Below are 16144 nucleotides of genomic sequence, written 5' to 3' on the forward strand. Positions count from 1 at the left end.
CCCCTGCTTCCGGCCCCCGGCCCCCGACACGAACCGGCCCGCGCTCCAACCGCAAGACCGCACGGCCGCCGCCACGACTTCCGCCCGGTCCGGCCACATTGCACGGCACGGCCCTGCACCTGAACAGTCGTAGAAGGCACCCCTCCACCAGGCCCTCCACCAGGCCCTCCGGCAAAGCCTCCACCGACGCGGACGGCCCAGGTCAATCCACAGGCATCCGGCGATAATGGGGCCCATGTCCCGCGAGTTTCCCATCGGCCTCACGCCTCCCGACTGGCTGGTGCGGAACCTCCTGCCCCAGCCGGCCCCGCCCGTCAACCGGCCCGCGATGGCCCGCGCCGCCATCGCCATGGCCCTGCCCCTGGCCGTCGGCCTCGCCACCGGCTACCCCGAGTACGGCGCCCTGGCCTCGATGGGCGCCCTCTCCGGAGTCATCGGGGACACCGCCGACGCGTACCGGATGCGCATCCTCAACATCGCGGTCCCGCAGCTCTTCGGCGCGCTCGGCGTCACCCTCGGCTCGCTCGTCTACGGCCAGGGCTGGGCCGCCGTCGCCGTCGTCACCGGTATCGCCCTCGTCTCCGGGATGATCTCGACGATCGGTGCGGTGGCCTCGGTCTCCGCGCTGCTGCTGCTCCTCAACTCCGTGATCGGGGCGGGGCTGCCGCTGCCGGGGGACTGGTGGCTCGCGCCGGCGCTGATGTCCGGCGGCGGGCTGCTCGTCCTCGCGCTGGCCCTGCTCGCCTGGCCGCTGCGGTCGGGGGTACCGGAGCGGGCGGCGGTCGCCGAGACCTACCGTACGGTCGCCGAACTGCTCGCCGCCGGGACCACCGACGGCTACGAGGACGCCCGGCACACCGTCACCCAGTCCCTCAACAAGTCGTACGACCTGGTCCTGGCCCGGCGCGCCCGCCACCACGGACGTAGCCCCGAACTCGTGCGCCTGCTCGCCCAGTTGAACGCGATAACCCCGGTCGTCGAGGCCGCCCCTGCCGCCCACCAGGCCGGCCGTCCGCTGCCGCCCGAGGTCCCGGAGGCGGTCCGGCACCTCGCCGACGCCGTCGAGACCGGCTACACCGGCCCGACCGGACTGCGCATCCCGGCACCGGCCGACCACACCTCCCGCGCCGTCGAACAGGCGCTGCGGCACGCGGCGGACGTGGTCGGCAGCCGCTCCCCCGACCTGCGTACGGCCGCCGCCGACGACGACCGCCTCGGCCGGCCGGCCACTCTGCGCACCCGCACCGTCAGCGCGGCGCGGGACGTCGTCCTGTCCGGCGACTCCTGGCGCTACGGACTGCGCCTCGCGCTGTGCATCGGCCTCGCGCAGGTGCTGGTGTCGACGGTCCCGGTGCCGCGTTCGTACTGGGTCGCGCTGACGATCACCTTCGTCCTGAAGCCGGACTTCGGCTCGGTCTTCTCCCGCGCGCTGCTGCGCGCCCTCGGCACGGTCGCGGGGCTGGTGATCGCGGCGGCGTTGCTCGTCCAGGTGCCGCGCGGCTGGTGGGACGTACCCGTGATCATGGTCCTCGCCATGCTGATCCCGGCGCTCACCCCGCGCGGGTACGGCTATCAGACGGCCGCCATCACCCCGGTGATCATCCTGCTCTCCGACCTCCTCAACCACCAGGGCGCGGCCCTGCTGCTGCCCCGGCTCCTCGACTCCCTCATGGGGTGCGCGATCGCGCTGGTCGCGGGCTATCTGCTCTGGCCGGAGAGCTGGCACACCCGGGTCGGCGACCGCCTCGCCGACGCGGTCGCGGACACGGCACGCTATGTGGAATCGGCGTTCCGCCCGGACACCGAGGGCGCGGCACGGGCGCGGATGCGACGGCGCCTGTACCGCGATCTGTCCGTCATCCGTACGGAGTTCCAGCGGGCCCTGACCGAACCGCCGCCCACCGGACGGCGGGCGGCGGCCTGGTGGCCCCTGGTCGTCGCGGTGGAACGCATCGTCGACGCGACGACGGCGGCCCGGGTCCACATCAAGCAGGGCGCCGAGCCACCGTCGGAGGCGGAGATCGCCCAGGTCGTCGTCCAGCTGAGGGAGTTGTCGGACGGCCTGCGCCGCGTCGAGACGCTGTACGCGGTCCGCACGGACCTCAGCGGACCGGCGGACAGCGTCCTGGAGCCACTGCGGCAGGAGGTGGCGGCGGCGCGGGCGATCACTTCACCGCAGAAGTAGAGCCAGGTACTGCCTACTACTCCTGCTGGGGGCTAGCGCAGGGCCGCCGCGAGGCCGTTGGCCCACAGGCGGTTCACTCGGGAGCGTTCGGCCGAGTTCGGGATGGCGTTGGTGCAGGACGGACCGGGGCCGCCGCCCGACATCAACTCGCTGCACGGGCCCGAGTAGTGGTCCGGCAGACCGAGCACATGGCCGGTCTCGTGGGCGGTGATACGGGTCGGGTCGTACTGGTCGCTCTGCGCGTAGTCGATGAAGATGTAGCCCCGGCCGTGGCCGTCCGTGGAGGCGTACGAGCCCTGGGAGCTGTTGCCCTCGCGGTAGCTGAAGTCGGCGGTGGACGCGGTGCCCGGCTGGAGCCTCACGTTCGCCACCGAGCTGTTCCAGATCGAGGTGGAGCTCGCTATCTCCGCGCTGAAGGACGGCGCGCGGGACGCGTCGTAGACGACGGTGACGGCGGCGGCCGAGCGCGGGTTCACGGCGCGCTTCGCCGCGACGGACTTCAGTACGGCCTCGAAGAACGCCTTGTTGGCCGCGGTGTCCTCGCCCGACCCGGCGTACGCGACCTTCGCGCTGGTCGCGGGTACGGCTGCGGGTGCGGCGGCGGATGCGGGAACCGCCGTACCCAGGGCGAGAGTTGTCAGACCGAGGCCCAACACGGCGGCCACGGCACGGGAGATGGGGTTTCTCATCGATGACTCCTTGTGGGGGGAGTGAGTCAGTCGCTCGTACCGTGAGTGTCGATGGCCGTGCGGCGGCTGTGATGATGGCAAGTCCCGATAGCGCGGACCTATCACCGCCGCCCTGGGCGCGTCTGTCGGAGCTCCCGTATCCGCCTTAGGCTGCGATGGCATGAACATGGACGTGAACATGTGCATGCGCGTGATTCGCGACGCGGAGCCGGTCACATGGAGCTAGAGGTGAGGCATCTCCGAGCGCTGTGCGCCATCGCCGACACCGGCAGCGTGCACCGGGCCGCCCGCCAACTGGGCGTGGCCCAGCCCTCGTTGAGCACCCAGTTGCGCCGGATCGAACAGGAGCTGGGCGGCGAGCTGTTCACCCGCACCAGGGCCGGCTGCCACCCGACACCGCTCGGCCGGTTCGTCCTGAGCCGCGCCCGTCCCCTGGTGACGGAGATGCGCTCCCTGGTCACGGAGGCACGGGCCGCCGCGTCGGACGGACCGCAACTGCGCATCGGCTCGACGGCCAGCCGCGCCCTCTCCGGCTGGCTGCGCAGGCTCCGCCAGGGGCAGTCGAGGCAGGGGCAGTCGAGGCCGGGACAGTTACGGCAAGGCCAGTCATGGCAGGGGCAGTTGAGTCCTGGCCAGTCGCGGCAGGAGCCGACCCTCCGGATGGACGTCTCCGCGAACGCGCTGCTGCGCATGGTCGCCGACGGGCGGCTGGACGTGGCGTTCGTGCACGAGGTGGAGGGCTGCCCGCTCAGGATCCCCGACGGTCTGTGTCTGCGCGTACTGGTCGACAGGGAACCCCAGTTCGTGTCGCTGCCCGCCGATCATCCGGCCGCCGCGAGACCGGTGGTCCACCTCTCCGAGCTGGCCGACGACCGCTGGATGGTGGACGAGACGGTCGACGGCGAGTTCGACGCCGTACTGCGCATGCTGCACGCAGCGGGCCTCAACCCCCGTGTCCTGCACGGCGATTACCACACCGCCGCCTCGCTGGTGGCAACCGGCGAGGTCGTCACCGTCTGCCAGCCGACCTGCCTGCCGCGCCCCGAGATGGCGGTACGCCGACTGCACGGCGACCCGCTCGGCGTACGGCTGCTGCTGGCGGCTCGTACGGAGACGGAGCTGGACCGGGTCCATCCGGCGCTGGCGGAGGCGTACGAGGAGGTGGCGCGAGAGGCACCGGCGTACGGCGAGTACCGGGAAAGCCGGGAGTGGCCGGCGCGGGGTGAAGCGAAAACCCCGGCGCCGACCTTCCCCTGAGCCAGCAGGCCTGTAACCCGCCCGCTCACCTGACTCGACCCGAACTCAGACGCCGATGTCGCGGCCGTCCGTACGCCACACGGCGACGACCGCCGGGCGGACGATCTTGCCGGGTCCGTCGGGCCAGGTGCTGGCGGGCTTCTCCACCGAGGCGCCGTCGATCTCGCCCGGGTGCTGCACCGCGACGAGCACCTGACGCTTCCCGATGACCGGACCGCAGGTCTCGGCGCCGGTCGGCACGGTCAGGAACTGCTTGAGCTCACCGCGCCGGGCACCCTTCGTCGCGACGCCGAACAGTCCGTCGTGGGAGCCGAGCTGGTTGCCGTCCGTGGAGATCCACAGGTTGCCGTGGTGGTCGAAGGCCACGTTGTCGGGGCAGGAGATCGGGCTGACGTCGTCCTTCGGGAAGCCCGCGAAGTAGGTGGCGGGGTCCTTGGGGTCACCGGCGACCAGGAAGAGCGACCAGGCGAACGAGGTGCTCTCGGCGCAGTTCCGCTGCTCGGTGAGTTCGAGGATGTGCCCGTGCTTGTTGGAGTTGCGCGGGTTGGCCTCGTCGGCGGGGGCGAGGCCGGCCTTGCCCCGGTTGGAGTTGTTGGTGAGGACGACGTAGACCTTGCCGGTGGCCGGGTTGGGCTCGATGTCCTCGGGCCGGTCCATCTTCGTGGCGCCGACCTTGTCACCGGCGAGCCGCGTGAAGACGAGGACCTCCTCGGCGGTCATGCCCTCGACGTGCGAGACGGCGCCCTGGGCGGTGGCGGTCGCCAGCGGGATCCACGTACCGCTGCCGTCGAACTCACCGTCGGAGGGCAGCTTGCCGCTGCCGTCGATCTCGATGGCGGGGGAGTCACCGGTGAGCTTGGCGACGTAGAGGGTGCCCTCGTCGAGGAGGGTGAGGTTGTGCTCCTTGACGGCGCGCGAGTCGCCGTGGCGCATCCGCTTGCTGCTGACGAACTTGTAGAAGTAGTCGAAGCGCTCGTCGTCGCCCGTGTAGACGACGGGACGGCCGTCGGAGGTCATCCGGATGGTGGCGGCCTCGTGCTTGAAGCGGCCGAGGGCGGTGTGCTTGCGGGGCGTGGAGGAGGGGTCGTACGGGTCGAACTCGACGACGTACCCGAACCGGTGGACCTCGTTGGGCTCCTGCGCGACATCGAACCGCTTGTCGAAACGCTCCCACTTGCGCTCGGTGGCGCCGGTGCCGATGCCGTACCGCTTGTCGGTGGGGCGGGAGGCGTTGGCGAAGTACTGGTTGAAGTTCTCCTCGCCGTGGAGGGTGGTCCCCCACGGTGTGGTGCCGCCGGAGCAGTTGTTGAGCGTGCCGAGGACCTTGCGCCCGGTCGGGTCGGTGGAGGTCTTGAGGAGATCTGACCCGGCGGCCGGTCCGGTGAGGCGGAACTCGGTGGTGGCGGTGACACGGCGGTTGAGCGGGTGGCGGAGTACGGGGGTGAGCTCGCCGGTGCGCCGGTCGCCCTCGACCACGACGGCGGACAGGCCGTGCGCGGCCCAGGCCACCTCGACCTGCTCACGGGTGGGGTTCGCGGGGTCGTAGCCGCGGAACATCAGGATCTCGTCGGTGTACTCGTGGTTGGCGACGAGGAGATGCTGCTTCCCCTGCAAGGGGAGCAGGGCGAGGAAGTCGTTGTTGTACCCGAACTGGCCGGCCTGCGCGGCGGCGGTCTGGTTCTCCGAGTCGAAGGCGGGCGCGCCACGGAGGATGGGTTCACCCCAGCGGATCACAACATTCTGGCCATATCCGTCGGCGGTGACCACGGCGTCGGTGTTGTTGGGCGCGACGGGGCTGAAGCGCAGGCCACGCGGCACGGAGTGGTGGGTGGGGGAGTGGTGCGGGTGGTGGGCGGCGCCGGTGGCGGCCTCCGCGCTCTCGGCGCCGCCGACGACGTTCGCGGCGGTGCCGGCCGCGGTGGCGACGGTGACGACGGCTGCGGCACGCATCATGGAGCGGCGGCTGAGGGCACCGGCGATGACGTCGCCGACGTATTCGTTGGCGCTGGTGTTGGGAACCTCGTGGAAGCAGGCGTCACCACACCGGAAACGGCAGGTCATCGCCGACCGGCCGCCAGGATGCGATCCGGACGACGATCCGATCAACGGCAGCAGCTTTCGCACTTTACTCTCCCCTTGGTATCCCTATACGTGCCTTTGGTGTCAGCGTGACGCTAGGGGGAAGGAAGTGCGACGGTGGGGACGCCGGATGAACGAATGGTGAACCCGTGGGAGCGGTAAGGCTGTTGGGGCGCGGAGAGGATGCGGACGGAACCTGCCGCGAGCGCCTTGGCCGCCCTCCGGGAAACGGGGCGCGCGGATGGCGTAGTGGCGCCCTTGACGTCGGCCGCGTTCCGTGAAAGACCCTGCCCAAGATCGTCAATCCGGACCGCTAACCTTACGTGTCCGTCCTGGCCAGGGATTGACGGCTACAACTCACGTGAAGGGTTGCGCACATGGGCATTCTCACTCTCCTGCGGAACGCGTTCGGCAAGTCACGCAAGGGGCGTGACGCCGAGGCGGCGCCCGCGCAAGAAACGGAGTCGGCTCCTCAGCAGGAGGCCACCGAGCCGAAAATTCCGGCACCGTCCCCTGAACCGACCCTGACCCCAAAGCCCACGGAGACCCCGGCCCCCTCACTGGTGGACGACCTGGTCTCGGCAGCCTTCGACAATGTGACGGTGCCTAAGCCGGCGAAGCCGGTGGATGGGGGCGCGGAGGCGGAGGCGGCCAAATCGGCGGAGCCGGTGGCTGAGGCGAAGCCGGTGGCCCTGCCGGTGGCTGATCCTGAGGTCGAGGCCGAGGCGGCACCCGAGCCGGGGCCCGAGGCCGAGGTGGCGGCCGAGGAAGTGGCTGAGGCCAAGGTGGCGGCCGAGGAAGTGGCTGAGCCTGAGGGCGCAGCAGTAGCCGAGCCGCCGGTCGAGGCCGAGGTCGAGGTCGAGGCGAAGACCGAGGTCGAGGTCGACGTTGAGGCTGAGGAGACCAAGCCGGAGCCGGTGGCCGAGGCAGAGGTCGCGTCCGAGGCCGAGGTAGAGACCAAGGCAGAGGTCGAGCCTGAAGCAGAGGCAGAGGCAGAGCCTGCGGTAGAGGCAGAGCCCGAGCCGGTCGCCGAGGTGACCCCGGAGCCCGCTCCGGCACCTGAGCCCGTCGTGGAGGTAACCCCGGAGCCCGAAACGGAGCCCGTGGCCGAGGTGACCCCCGAGCCCGAGCCCGAACCGGAACCGCTGGCCGAGGTGACCCCCGAACCTGAGCCCGAGCCCGTAGTAGCCGAGGAGCCGACCCCGGAGCCCGTGGCCGAGGCCGAGCCCGCGACCGAGGTGACGGAGGTCGCCCCGGAACCGGAGCCCGAGCCGGAGGCCGAAGCGGTCCCCGAAGCGGCCGTCGCCCCCGAGCCGGAGGCCGAAGCGGTCACCGAAGCAGCCGTCGACCCCGAGCCCGAGGTCGAAGCGGTCACCGAAGCAACCGCCGAACCCGAGCTCGAACCCGAACCCGAACCGATCGTCGAGGCAACCCCCGAGCCCGTCACGGAGGAGCCCACCCCTGATCCGGTGGCCGAGGTGACGGCAGAGCCGGAACCGGAACCGGAATCAGCACCGGAGTCCGAGCCTGCGGCCGAGACCGCGACCGAGATCGAGGCTGAGCCCGAGATCGAGGCAGAGGCCGACGCAGAGGCCGACGCAGACACCGAAGAAGACGTACCGGCAGCCGCCGACGCGCAGGAACCCCCGCAGGGGCCACCCGCACCCGACAACGAAGCCGCCACGGGCGGTGCGGGTGGGAAAACCGACCCGGCCGAAGGCGAAGCCGAGGCCGAGACGGACGCGGCGGTACCCGCAACCCTCCTCACCGCGTACAACGCCGCCACCACCACCCTCACCACCCTCAACCTCACCAACACCCGCGCCAAGATCTACCTCGTCCTGGACCGCTCCGCGTCCATGCGCCCGTACTACAAGGACGGCTCCGCCCAGGCCCTGGGCGAGCAGACCCTCGCCCTCGCCGCCCACCTCGACCCGGAGGCGACCGTCCACGTCGTCTTCTTCTCCACGGAACTGGACGGCACCGGCGAGCTGACCCTCCCCGACCACGAGAACAAGATCGACGAACTCCACGCCTCCCTCGGCCGCATGGGCCGTACGAGCTACCACGCAGCCGTGGAGGAGATCGTCAGTCACTACGAGAAGTCCGGCACCGAGCACCCCGCGCTGATCGTCTTCCAGACGGACGGCGCCCCGGACGCCAAGACCCCCGCCACCCAGTCCCTCACGGACGCGGCGGCGAAGCACCCGTCCCTCTTCTTCTCCTTCGTCGCGTTCGGCGAGCAGGAGAACAAGGCCTTCGACTACCTCCGCAAGCTCAAGACGGCCAACACGTCCTTCTTCCACGCGGGCCCGACCCCCCGCGAGCTGACGGACACGGAGCTGTACGAGGGCGTACTGGCGAACTGGCGCCCGTAGCAACGCAACGCATGAGCATGTAAGCGCATGAACACGTAAGTGCACGAGCACAAACCTGGGCCCCGGGAACGAACACTCGTCCCCGGGGCCCAGCCGTCTCTCACCCCACCCGTGTTCTCAGGAGTCGGGCTCGGCCAGCCACACGGTCGACTGCCCCGTACGACGGGCGACGGTGTCGAAGTCACGGTCGTGATGAAGAAGAGTCAGGCCCGACAGCTCGGCAGTGGCGGCCACGAGCAGATCGACCGGACCGGCCGAACGATGTTCACCGTTGTCGGTGAGAATCTGCTGAACCTCGCGAGCACGCTGGTAGATGCCGTCGGGCATCAGAGTCCAGGCGAACAACCGCCGCAAACGCTCCTGCTTGGCATCCCGGTCCTTTCCGGAACGGGCGGAGTGGAGGAGTTCCAGCTCGGTCAGGTCGCAGAGCGCGACCAGCCCGTTGTCGAGCACCTGCTGCCATCGCTCGTCATAGGTATCGCTGCTGAGCAGGCGCACGACGGCCGAGGTGTCGATCAGATACGAGGCGTCGCTCACCGGCGGTAGTTCCTCTTGTCCAGAAGGATGTCGAAGTCACCTCGCGCCCCCATTTCCCGGAGCTCGGCCAGCGCTATGGCCCGGCTGCGCCGCTTGGCGACTTCCAGCAGCGCGGTGTTGACCGTGTCCTTCTTGGTCTTGGTGCCGAGCAGGAGCTGGGCTTCCGCCAGAGCCTCGTCGTCGACCTCGATGAGCAGCTTCGACATGACAGACCTCCAGAGATATATTCGTATCCGAATCGGAGTATATACGACGGCGTCCGACCGCCCCGGTCGACTACGATTTCAACGTTCGTCACGACGGGGCCCGGCGATCCGGCCGGAACCGACACCCGTCATCTCACGCAGCGACTCGGGAGCAGCCCGCAATGGCTCGACACCTCATCACCAGCGCCCTTCCGTACATCAACGGGATCAAGCACCTGGGCAACATGGTGGGGTCCATGCTCCCGGCGGACGTCTACTCCCGTTACCTCCGCCAGCGCGGCCACGACGTCCTGTACATCTGCGCGACCGATGAGCACGGCACCCCGGCCGAGCTGGCCGCGAAGGAGCAGGGCATCCCCGTAGCGGAGTTCTGCGCGCAGGCGCACGACGCCCAGAAGGCGATCTACGACGGCTTCGCGCTGGCCTTCGACCACTTCGGGCGGAGTTCCTCCCCGCAGAACATGGAGATCACCCAGCACTTCGCCCGCCGCCTCAACGAGAACGGCTTCATCGAAGAGCGCGCGATCCGCCAGGTGTACAGCCCCACCGACGGCCGCTTCCTCCCGGACCGCTACGTCGAGGGCACCTGCCCGCACTGCGGTTACGACAAGGCCCGCGGCGACCAGTGCGAGAACTGCACCCGGGTGCTCGACCCCACCGACCTGATCAACCCGCGCTCGGCGATCTCCGGCTCCACCGACCTGGAGGTCCGCGAGACGAAGCACCTGTTCCTCCTCCAGTCGAAGCTCCAGCACGAGGTCGAGGAGTGGGTGACCGCGCACGAGAGCCAGTGGCCGCACCTCGCCTCCTCCATCGCCCGCAAGTGGCTGACCGAGGGCCTGCACGACCGTGCGATCACCCGCGACCTGGACTGGGGTGTCCCCGTCCCGGCGGACACCTGGCCGGAGCTGGCGGCGGAGGGCAAGGTCTTCTACGTCTGGTTCGACGCCCCGATCGAGTACATCGGCTCGACGAAGGAGTGGTCGGACGAGCAGCCGGCGGACCGGGACTGGAAGTCCTGGTGGTACGAAGCGGATGAGAGCGTCCGCTACACGCAGTTCATGGCGAAGGACAACGTCCCGTTCCACACGGTGATGTTCCCGGCCACGGAACTCGGCGTCCGCGAGCCGTGGAAGAAGGTCGACGTCGTCAAGGCCTTCAACTGGCTGACGTACTACGGCGGGAAGTTCTCCACGTCCCAGAAGCGCGGCGTCTTCACCGACCAGGCCCTGTCCATCCTCCCGGCGGACTACTGGCGCTACTTCCTGATCGCGAACGCTCCCGAGTCCGACGACTCCTCCTTCACCTGGGAGCACTTCACGGCCACGGTGAACAAGGACCTGGCGGACACGCTCGGGAACTTCGTCAACCGCGTCCTCTCCTTCTCGAAGAAGCGCTTCGGCGACGAGGTCCCGGCGGGCGCGGCGGCGGGCGAGGCGGAGACGAAGCTGGGCGAGCAGATCGCCGAGCTGCTCGCGGAGTACGAGAGCCAGATGGAGGCGCTCCAGTTCCGCAAGGCGGCGGCGGCCCTGCGCGCCCTGTGGTCGGCGGGCAACTCCTACCTGGAGGAGAAGGCCCCCTGGCTGGAGATCAAGACCGACCAGGACGGCGCGGCCCTGACCCTCCGTACGGCGATGAACCTCATCCACCTCTACGCGGTGGTCTCGGAACCCTTCATCCCGTCGTCGGCGGCGACGATGCGCGCGGCCTTCGCCCTGCCCGACGACACGCGTACGTGGCTCACGCCCGACGAGGCGAAGTCCCTGTCCACCGTCCCCGCGGGCACCACGTTCACGGTCCCGCCGGTCCTGTTCGCCAAGCTGACGGACGACGACCTGGAGACGTACAAGGAGCGCTTCGGCGGCGCACCCGAGTAGGCGCGCGACCTTCGGCGTCACGTCGAACCCGGTACCCCGATAACCCCGAACCGCCCGTCAACTCCTCGGAGTTGACGGGCGGTTCTGCCCTTGTGTCTCTAGGCAGACCGCCGTCACAGGCGATATACAGTCCGAAGATCACATCAAGCCACAAGCAAGGGTTTAAACATGGCACTTTTCGGCAACGCGCACACCGTCGATTCGGGCTCCGCGCAGCAGGAGTACTCCCGACTGCTCGGCCAGAACGAGCAGGTCCACGCCGCGTACCAGCTGATCCGCGACACCATACTGTTCACCGACCGCCGTCTCCTCCTGGTCGACAAGCAGGGCATCACCGGCAAGAAGGTGGAATACCACTCGGTGCCGTACCGCAGCATCACCCACTTCTCCGTGGAGACGGCGGGCACCTTCGACCTCGACGCCGAGCTCAAGATCTGGATCTCGGGCTCGGCGACCCCGATCCAGAAGACGTTCACCAAGGGCGTCGACATCTACGAGGTCCAGGCGATCCTGACGCAGTTCGCGGCGAAGTAGGTCTCCGGAGGACAGATCCGGCGACCTCGGCCCGCACCAAGCCTTGGTAAAGTCCGCTCACTTGTACGAGGGTTGGGGAGCCCTCCTGAGGAGGGACTTCACGGGGGCAGACACGCGGCAGACACGCCCTGAGACGGGGCGGGCCGACCACGCTCTTCTCCACCACTCCGGCTGACGCGCACAGTCCGCGACGCCGCCCTCAACGGCTCCACCCTCTGAAGCGCGACGACCACGGCCGGCCGCCTCGACTCGTACCGCCCCACCGCGAACAGGACCCTCGAGACGGTCACCGTCCCGGGCCCGCGCCGTGTGCCGAGCGAGCTCCAGGGTGCCGGAGCACCCACCACATGTGAATGGCCCGGAACCGTCACCGGTTCCGGGCCATTCACACGAACTGTCTGGAGAGGGACGTCTGCTTACTTCGGCTGCGGCTTCCGCACCGAGATGTGCAGCTCCCGCAGCCGCGCCTCCTCCAGCTCCGTCGGCGCGCCCATCATCAGGTCCTGGGCGTTGCCGTTGAGCGGGAAGGAGATGGTCTCGCGGATGTTCGGCTCGTCCGCGAGGAGCATGACGATACGGTCGACGCCGGGGGCGATGCCGCCGTGCGGCGGGGCGCCGAAGCGGAACGCGCGCAGCATGCCGGCGAACTTGTCCTCGACGGTGTCCCGGTCGTAGCCCGCGATCTCGAACGCCTTGAGCATGATGTCCGGCTCGTGGTTGCGGATCGCGCCGGAGGACAGCTCGATGCCATTGCAGACGATGTCGTACTGCCAGCCCAGGATGTCCAGCGGGTCCTGGGTCTCCAGCGCCTCAAGACCACCCTGCGGCATGGAGAACGGGTTGTGCGAGAAGTCGATCGCGCCGGTCTCCTCGTCCTTCTCGTACATCGGGAAGTCGACGATCCAGCAGAACCGGAAGACGCCCTCCTCGAAGTGCCCGGCGCGCTTGGCGGCCTCGACCCGCACCGCCCCCATGATCTTGGAGACCTCGTCGAACTCGCCCGCGCCGAAGAAGACGGCGTGACCGGCGGCCAGCGACAGGCGCTTGGTCAGCTCGGCGACGTTCTCCTCGGTCAGGAACTTCGCGATCGGGCCGGACAGCGAACCGTCCTCCGTGACCCGCACCCAGGCCAGGCCCTTCGCGCCCAGCGTGACGGCGAAGTCACCGAGCTGGTCGAAGAACTTCCGGGTCTGCGACGCCACGTCCGGCACCGCCAGCGCCCGCACGTGCTTGCCGGCGAAGGCCTTGAACTCCGAGCCCTCGAACACGTCGGTGATGTCGACCAGTTCGAGCTTGGCGCGCAGGTCCGGCTTGTCGGAGCCGTACTTCAGCATCGACTCGCGGAACGGGATGCGCGGGAAGGGGGAGGTGACCTCCCGGCCGCCGCCGAACTCCGTGAACAACTCGGTCATGAGCTGCTCGATCGGACGGAACACGTCCTCCTGCTCGACGAAGCTCATCTCGACGTCGAGCTGGTAGAACTCGCCCGGCGAACGGTCCGCGCGCGCGTCCTCGTCACGGAAGCAGGGCGCGATCTGGAAGTAACGGTCGAAGCCCGAGATCATCAGCAGTTGCTTGAACTGCTGCGGCGCCTGCGGAAGGGCGTAGAACTTGCCCGGGTTCAGGCGGGACGGGACGACGAAGTCACGGGCGCCCTCGGGGGAGGTCGCGGACAGGATCGGCGTCGCCATCTCGTTGAAGCCGAGGGCCACCATCTTGGAGCGAATCGAGGCGATCACCGACGACCGCAGCATGATGTTCTTGTGCATGCGCTCGCGGCGCAGGTCCAGGAAGCGGTACTCCAGACGCCGCTCCTCGTTGACCCCGTCCTCGGTGTTGATCGTGAAGGGCAGCGGCTGGGCGGCGCCGAGCAGCTCGACCTCGCCGACCTCGACCTCGATCTCGCCCGTGGGCAGCTCGGGGTTGATGTTCTCCGCGCCGCGCGAGACGACCTTGCCGTCGATCCGGACCGTCGACTCCTTGGAGACCTTGTCGAGGGCCTCGTAGGCGGGCGTGCCGGGGCGGGCGACGAGCTGCGTGATGCCGTAGTGATCGCGCAGGTCGATGAAGAGGATGCCGCCCAGGTCGCGCCGATTGTGCAGCCAGCCGCTCAGCCGGACGTCGCTGCCGACGTCAGAGGCGCGGAGCTCGCCGCAGGTGTGGGACCTGTACCGATGCATCGTCGTTCATCCAGCCTTCGCGGATCGGGGATCGGGGATCGAGGCCGGTGTTTCACGTGAAACACCGAAACCTCCGAAAACACAGACCCAAGGGTACCGGCCGCCCTGAGACCGCTTCCCCGCAATTGTTCGCCCGCGTGACCCGTGCCATTGCCCGTGTGACCCATACCGCTGCCCGCGCGGCTCACCGCGGCCCGGCCTGCCCGTACATCTTGGGTGGCACGCCTCGACGACCTCTCCCTACAGTGGGTCAATGCGCACTGGTGAGCCCCTGCCCGCCGTGGGGGACGTACTGGTCGCCCTCGCAACCGGTCTGTGGCATTGGGACACGGCAACGAATCTGGTCACGCTCGACGCGGAAGCCGCCCGCCTGCTCGGCCTGCCCGCGGAGCCGACCACGCTCACGGAGGCCGCGGCCCGGGCCCGCCTCCACCCCGTCGACTGGAACGAGATCGCCGGAATCACCCAGCTCGCCGTCGCCGAGGACACCATCGCGGAGGTCCGGGTCCGGGTCATGGACGAACAGGGCCGGGTGATCCGTACCGTACGCAGCCGCTCGAAGCCCGCCTTCGACATGGGCCGCAAGGCGTACGACGTGACGGGCACCCTCCAGGAGGTCACCGAGCCCTCGCCGGGCACCGCCGCGCGCACCCCCGTCACCGGTGACTGGCGCCGCTCCCGGGAGGCGTTCCTGCTGGACGCGGGCCGGGCACTGGCCGAGGCACGGTCCACCGAGGAGGTGCTGCGGGTCGCGGCCGGCCTGTCGATGCCGGGCTTCTCACCGGACGGACTCGCCGTCTTCGGCGTCCAGGGCGACCGCCTCACCGTCATCGGCCACCACGGCCAGCGCCCCGGCGACGAGCGCCCCTTCTCCCACATGCCCCTGGACACCGACTACCCGGCCGCCGAGGTGGTCCGCACCGGCCGGGCCGTCTACCTCTCCTCCCCCGAGGCCTACAAGACCCGCTACCCCACCGCCTGGCCGCTCGCCCAGGTGTTCGACAGACAGTCGTGGGCGTTCCTGCCGCTGATCGTCGCGGGCCGCACGATGGGCGCCTGGATGGCGGGCTTCGCCTACCCGGTCAGCTTCATCCCCGACGAACGCTCGGTCCTGACCACGGTCGCCCGTATGCTCGCCCAGGCCCTCTCCCGGGCGGGCGTGGCCGAGTCGGAACGCGAACTGACCGACGGCCTGCAACGCTCGATGCTGCCGACCCTCGGCCCCGAGATACCCGGCATGGAGGTCGCCGCCCGGTACATACCGACCGGCGGCGGCCTCCAGGTCGGCGGCGACTGGTACGACATGATCCCGCTGCCCGGCGGCGGACGCTTCGCCCTGGTCATCGGCGACGTCCAGGGCCACGACGTCCGCGCCGCCGGACTGATGGGCCAGCTCCGCATAGCGCTGCGCGCCTACGCCTCCGAGGGCCACCGCCCCGACGCGGTCCTCTCCCGCGCCTCCCGCTTCCTGCACGGCATCACCGACTCCGCGAACAGCGCGGCCGGCGGCGACCTGCGCTTCGCGACCTGCCTGTACGTCGACCCCGACCCGGCGATCCGGATGGCGGACGGCACGGTACTGGCCCGCCCCACCGCGGGCGGCCTGCCCCTGGGCATAGACCCGGACGCCGACTACCCCACCACCCGCCTCACCCTCGAACCCGGCGAGACCATGCTCCTGTGCACCGACGGCCTGATCGAGACCGGCGGCCACGACCTGGACACGGGCTGGCAGCGCATCCGGACGACCCTTGAGGAACACAAGGGGGACATCAAGGCCGACGGCCTGGAGGAACTGGCCGACGCGCTCGTCCAGGCGGTGCACGGTCCGTCCTCCCACCACNNCCCTGCCCCGACCAGGTCGACTCGGCGGTCCTCCTGGTCTCCGAGGCGGCCACCAACGTCCTCGTCCACACGGACGCCGACGCCCTGGTCGTCGCCGAGGTCACCGGCGCCCCCGGCACGCGCCGCATCCGCGTCGAGGTCACGGACGTGAGCGACGACCTCCCGCACAAGCGCCGCCCGGGGGAACTGGCCTCGTCCGGCCGGGGGCTGATGCTGATCGAGATGCTCGCGGACGCGTGGGGCGTGGACCCCAGGGGCGAGGGCAAGAGCATCTGGTTCGAGCTGTACGAGAGGGAGGGGCAGAGCGAGGGGCAGGGGGAGGGAGAAAAGGCGCAGGGAGAAAAGGCGGAGGAGATGGAGGCGAGTACACCCCCGGG

The 16144-nt window shown here is 69.7% G+C and carries 11 protein-coding genes and 1 pseudogene; 7 read left to right on the forward strand and 5 right to left on the reverse strand.

Going from position 1 to position 16144, the window contains the following annotated elements; genetic code table 11:
* Positions 1-235 precede the first annotated feature (235 nt).
* Positions 236-2185: an FUSC family protein gene (locus AOK08_RS09950; RefSeq protein WP_055525118.1), complete on the forward strand. Its 1950-nt coding sequence runs from the start codon at positions 236-238 to the stop codon at positions 2183-2185.
* Positions 2186-2217: 32 nt separating this feature from the next.
* Here AOK08_RS09950 and snpA read toward each other — a convergent pair whose 3' ends face one another.
* Positions 2218-2874, reverse strand: coding sequence for a snapalysin (gene snpA / locus AOK08_RS09955; RefSeq protein WP_055525119.1), 657 nt, complete (start codon positions 2872-2874; stop codon positions 2218-2220).
* A gap of 216 nt (positions 2875-3090) precedes the next feature.
* On the opposite strand from snpA, the gene AOK08_RS09960 reads away from it, so the two are divergent.
* Positions 3091-4131, forward strand: a complete 1041-nt coding sequence (locus AOK08_RS09960) for a LysR family transcriptional regulator (RefSeq protein ID WP_055525120.1) — start codon at positions 3091-3093, stop codon at positions 4129-4131.
* 45 nt (positions 4132-4176) lie between these two features.
* Here AOK08_RS09960 and AOK08_RS09965 read toward each other — a convergent pair whose 3' ends face one another.
* Entirely contained in the window at positions 4177-6255 is a 2079-nt protein-coding gene (locus AOK08_RS09965) for a PhoX family protein (RefSeq protein WP_055525121.1), read from the reverse strand.
* Positions 6256-6587: 332 nt separating this feature from the next.
* On the opposite strand from AOK08_RS09965, the gene AOK08_RS09970 reads away from it, so the two are divergent.
* Complete coding sequence (locus tag AOK08_RS09970; protein ID WP_055525122.1) at positions 6588-8588, forward strand: VWA domain-containing protein; 2001 nt, start codon at positions 6588-6590, stop codon at positions 8586-8588.
* 117 nt (positions 8589-8705) lie between these two features.
* Here the strand turns inward: AOK08_RS09970 and AOK08_RS09975 are convergent, their stop codons facing one another.
* Both AOK08_RS09975 and AOK08_RS09980 read right to left on the reverse strand, forming a co-directional pair.
* Positions 8706-9125: a PIN domain nuclease gene (locus tag AOK08_RS09975; RefSeq protein WP_055525123.1), complete on the reverse strand. Its 420-nt coding sequence runs from the start codon at positions 9123-9125 to the stop codon at positions 8706-8708.
* On the reverse strand, positions 9122-9331 hold the full coding sequence (locus tag AOK08_RS09980; protein ID WP_055525124.1) for a type II toxin-antitoxin system VapB family antitoxin: 210 nt from the start codon (positions 9329-9331) through the stop codon (positions 9122-9124). Before AOK08_RS09980 ends, AOK08_RS09975 begins: the two co-directional genes overlap by 4 nt.
* Positions 9332-9492: 161 nt before the next feature.
* Here AOK08_RS09980 and metG point away from each other — a divergent pair, with 161 nt between their 5' ends.
* On the forward strand, positions 9493-11208 hold the full coding sequence (gene metG / locus AOK08_RS09985) for a methionine--tRNA ligase (protein ID WP_055525125.1): 1716 nt from the start codon (positions 9493-9495) through the stop codon (positions 11206-11208).
* Between the two features lie 168 nt (positions 11209-11376).
* A complete protein-coding gene (locus AOK08_RS09990) occupies positions 11377-11742 on the forward strand; it encodes a PH domain-containing protein (RefSeq protein WP_055525126.1) in 366 nt (121 codons plus the stop codon).
* 416 nt (positions 11743-12158) lie between these two features.
* On the opposite strand, the gene aspS is transcribed toward AOK08_RS09990, so the two are convergent.
* A complete protein-coding gene (gene aspS, locus AOK08_RS09995) occupies positions 12159-13922 on the reverse strand; it encodes an aspartate--tRNA ligase (protein WP_055525127.1) in 1764 nt (587 codons plus the stop codon).
* A 253-nt stretch (positions 13923-14175) separates the two neighbouring features.
* On the opposite strand from aspS, the gene AOK08_RS10000 reads away from it, so the two are divergent.
* Both AOK08_RS10000 and AOK08_RS47165 read left to right on the forward strand, forming a co-directional pair.
* Positions 14176-15765, forward strand: a 1590-nt coding sequence (locus tag AOK08_RS10000; RefSeq protein WP_241826902.1) for a PP2C family protein-serine/threonine phosphatase, incomplete at its 3' end; no start/stop codon positions are given.
* A gap of 2 nt (positions 15766-15767) precedes the next feature.
* A pseudogene (locus AOK08_RS47165) lies at positions 15768-16144 on the forward strand (ATP-binding protein); the annotation flags it as partial.

The sequence above is a fragment of the Streptomyces graminilatus genome (assembly GCF_001418565.1).
Classification (GTDB): Bacteria; Actinomycetota; Actinomycetes; order Streptomycetales; family Streptomycetaceae; genus Streptomyces; species Streptomyces graminilatus.

Excerpts from the sequence above, each read along its gene's own strand:
- AOK08_RS09980 (WP_055525124.1), bottom strand. The coding sequence starts at position 9,331 with ATGTCGAAGCTGCTCATCGAGGTCGACGACGAGGCTCTGGCGGAAGCC.
- snpA (WP_055525119.1), bottom strand. The coding sequence starts at position 2,874 with ATGAGAAACCCCATCTCCCGTGCCGTGGCCGCCGTGTTGGGCCTCGGT.
- aspS (WP_055525127.1), bottom strand. The coding sequence starts at position 13,922 with ATGCATCGGTACAGGTCCCACACCTGCGGCGAGCTCCGCGCCTCTGAC.
- metG (WP_055525125.1), top strand. The coding sequence starts at position 9,493 with ATGGCTCGACACCTCATCACCAGCGCCCTTCCGTACATCAACGGGATC.
- AOK08_RS09960 (WP_055525120.1), top strand. The coding sequence starts at position 3,091 with ATGGAGCTAGAGGTGAGGCATCTCCGAGCGCTGTGCGCCATCGCCGAC.
- AOK08_RS09950 (WP_055525118.1), top strand. The coding sequence starts at position 236 with ATGTCCCGCGAGTTTCCCATCGGCCTCACGCCTCCCGACTGGCTGGTG.
- AOK08_RS09990 (WP_055525126.1), top strand. The coding sequence starts at position 11,377 with ATGGCACTTTTCGGCAACGCGCACACCGTCGATTCGGGCTCCGCGCAG.
- AOK08_RS09970 (WP_055525122.1), top strand. The coding sequence starts at position 6,588 with ATGGGCATTCTCACTCTCCTGCGGAACGCGTTCGGCAAGTCACGCAAG.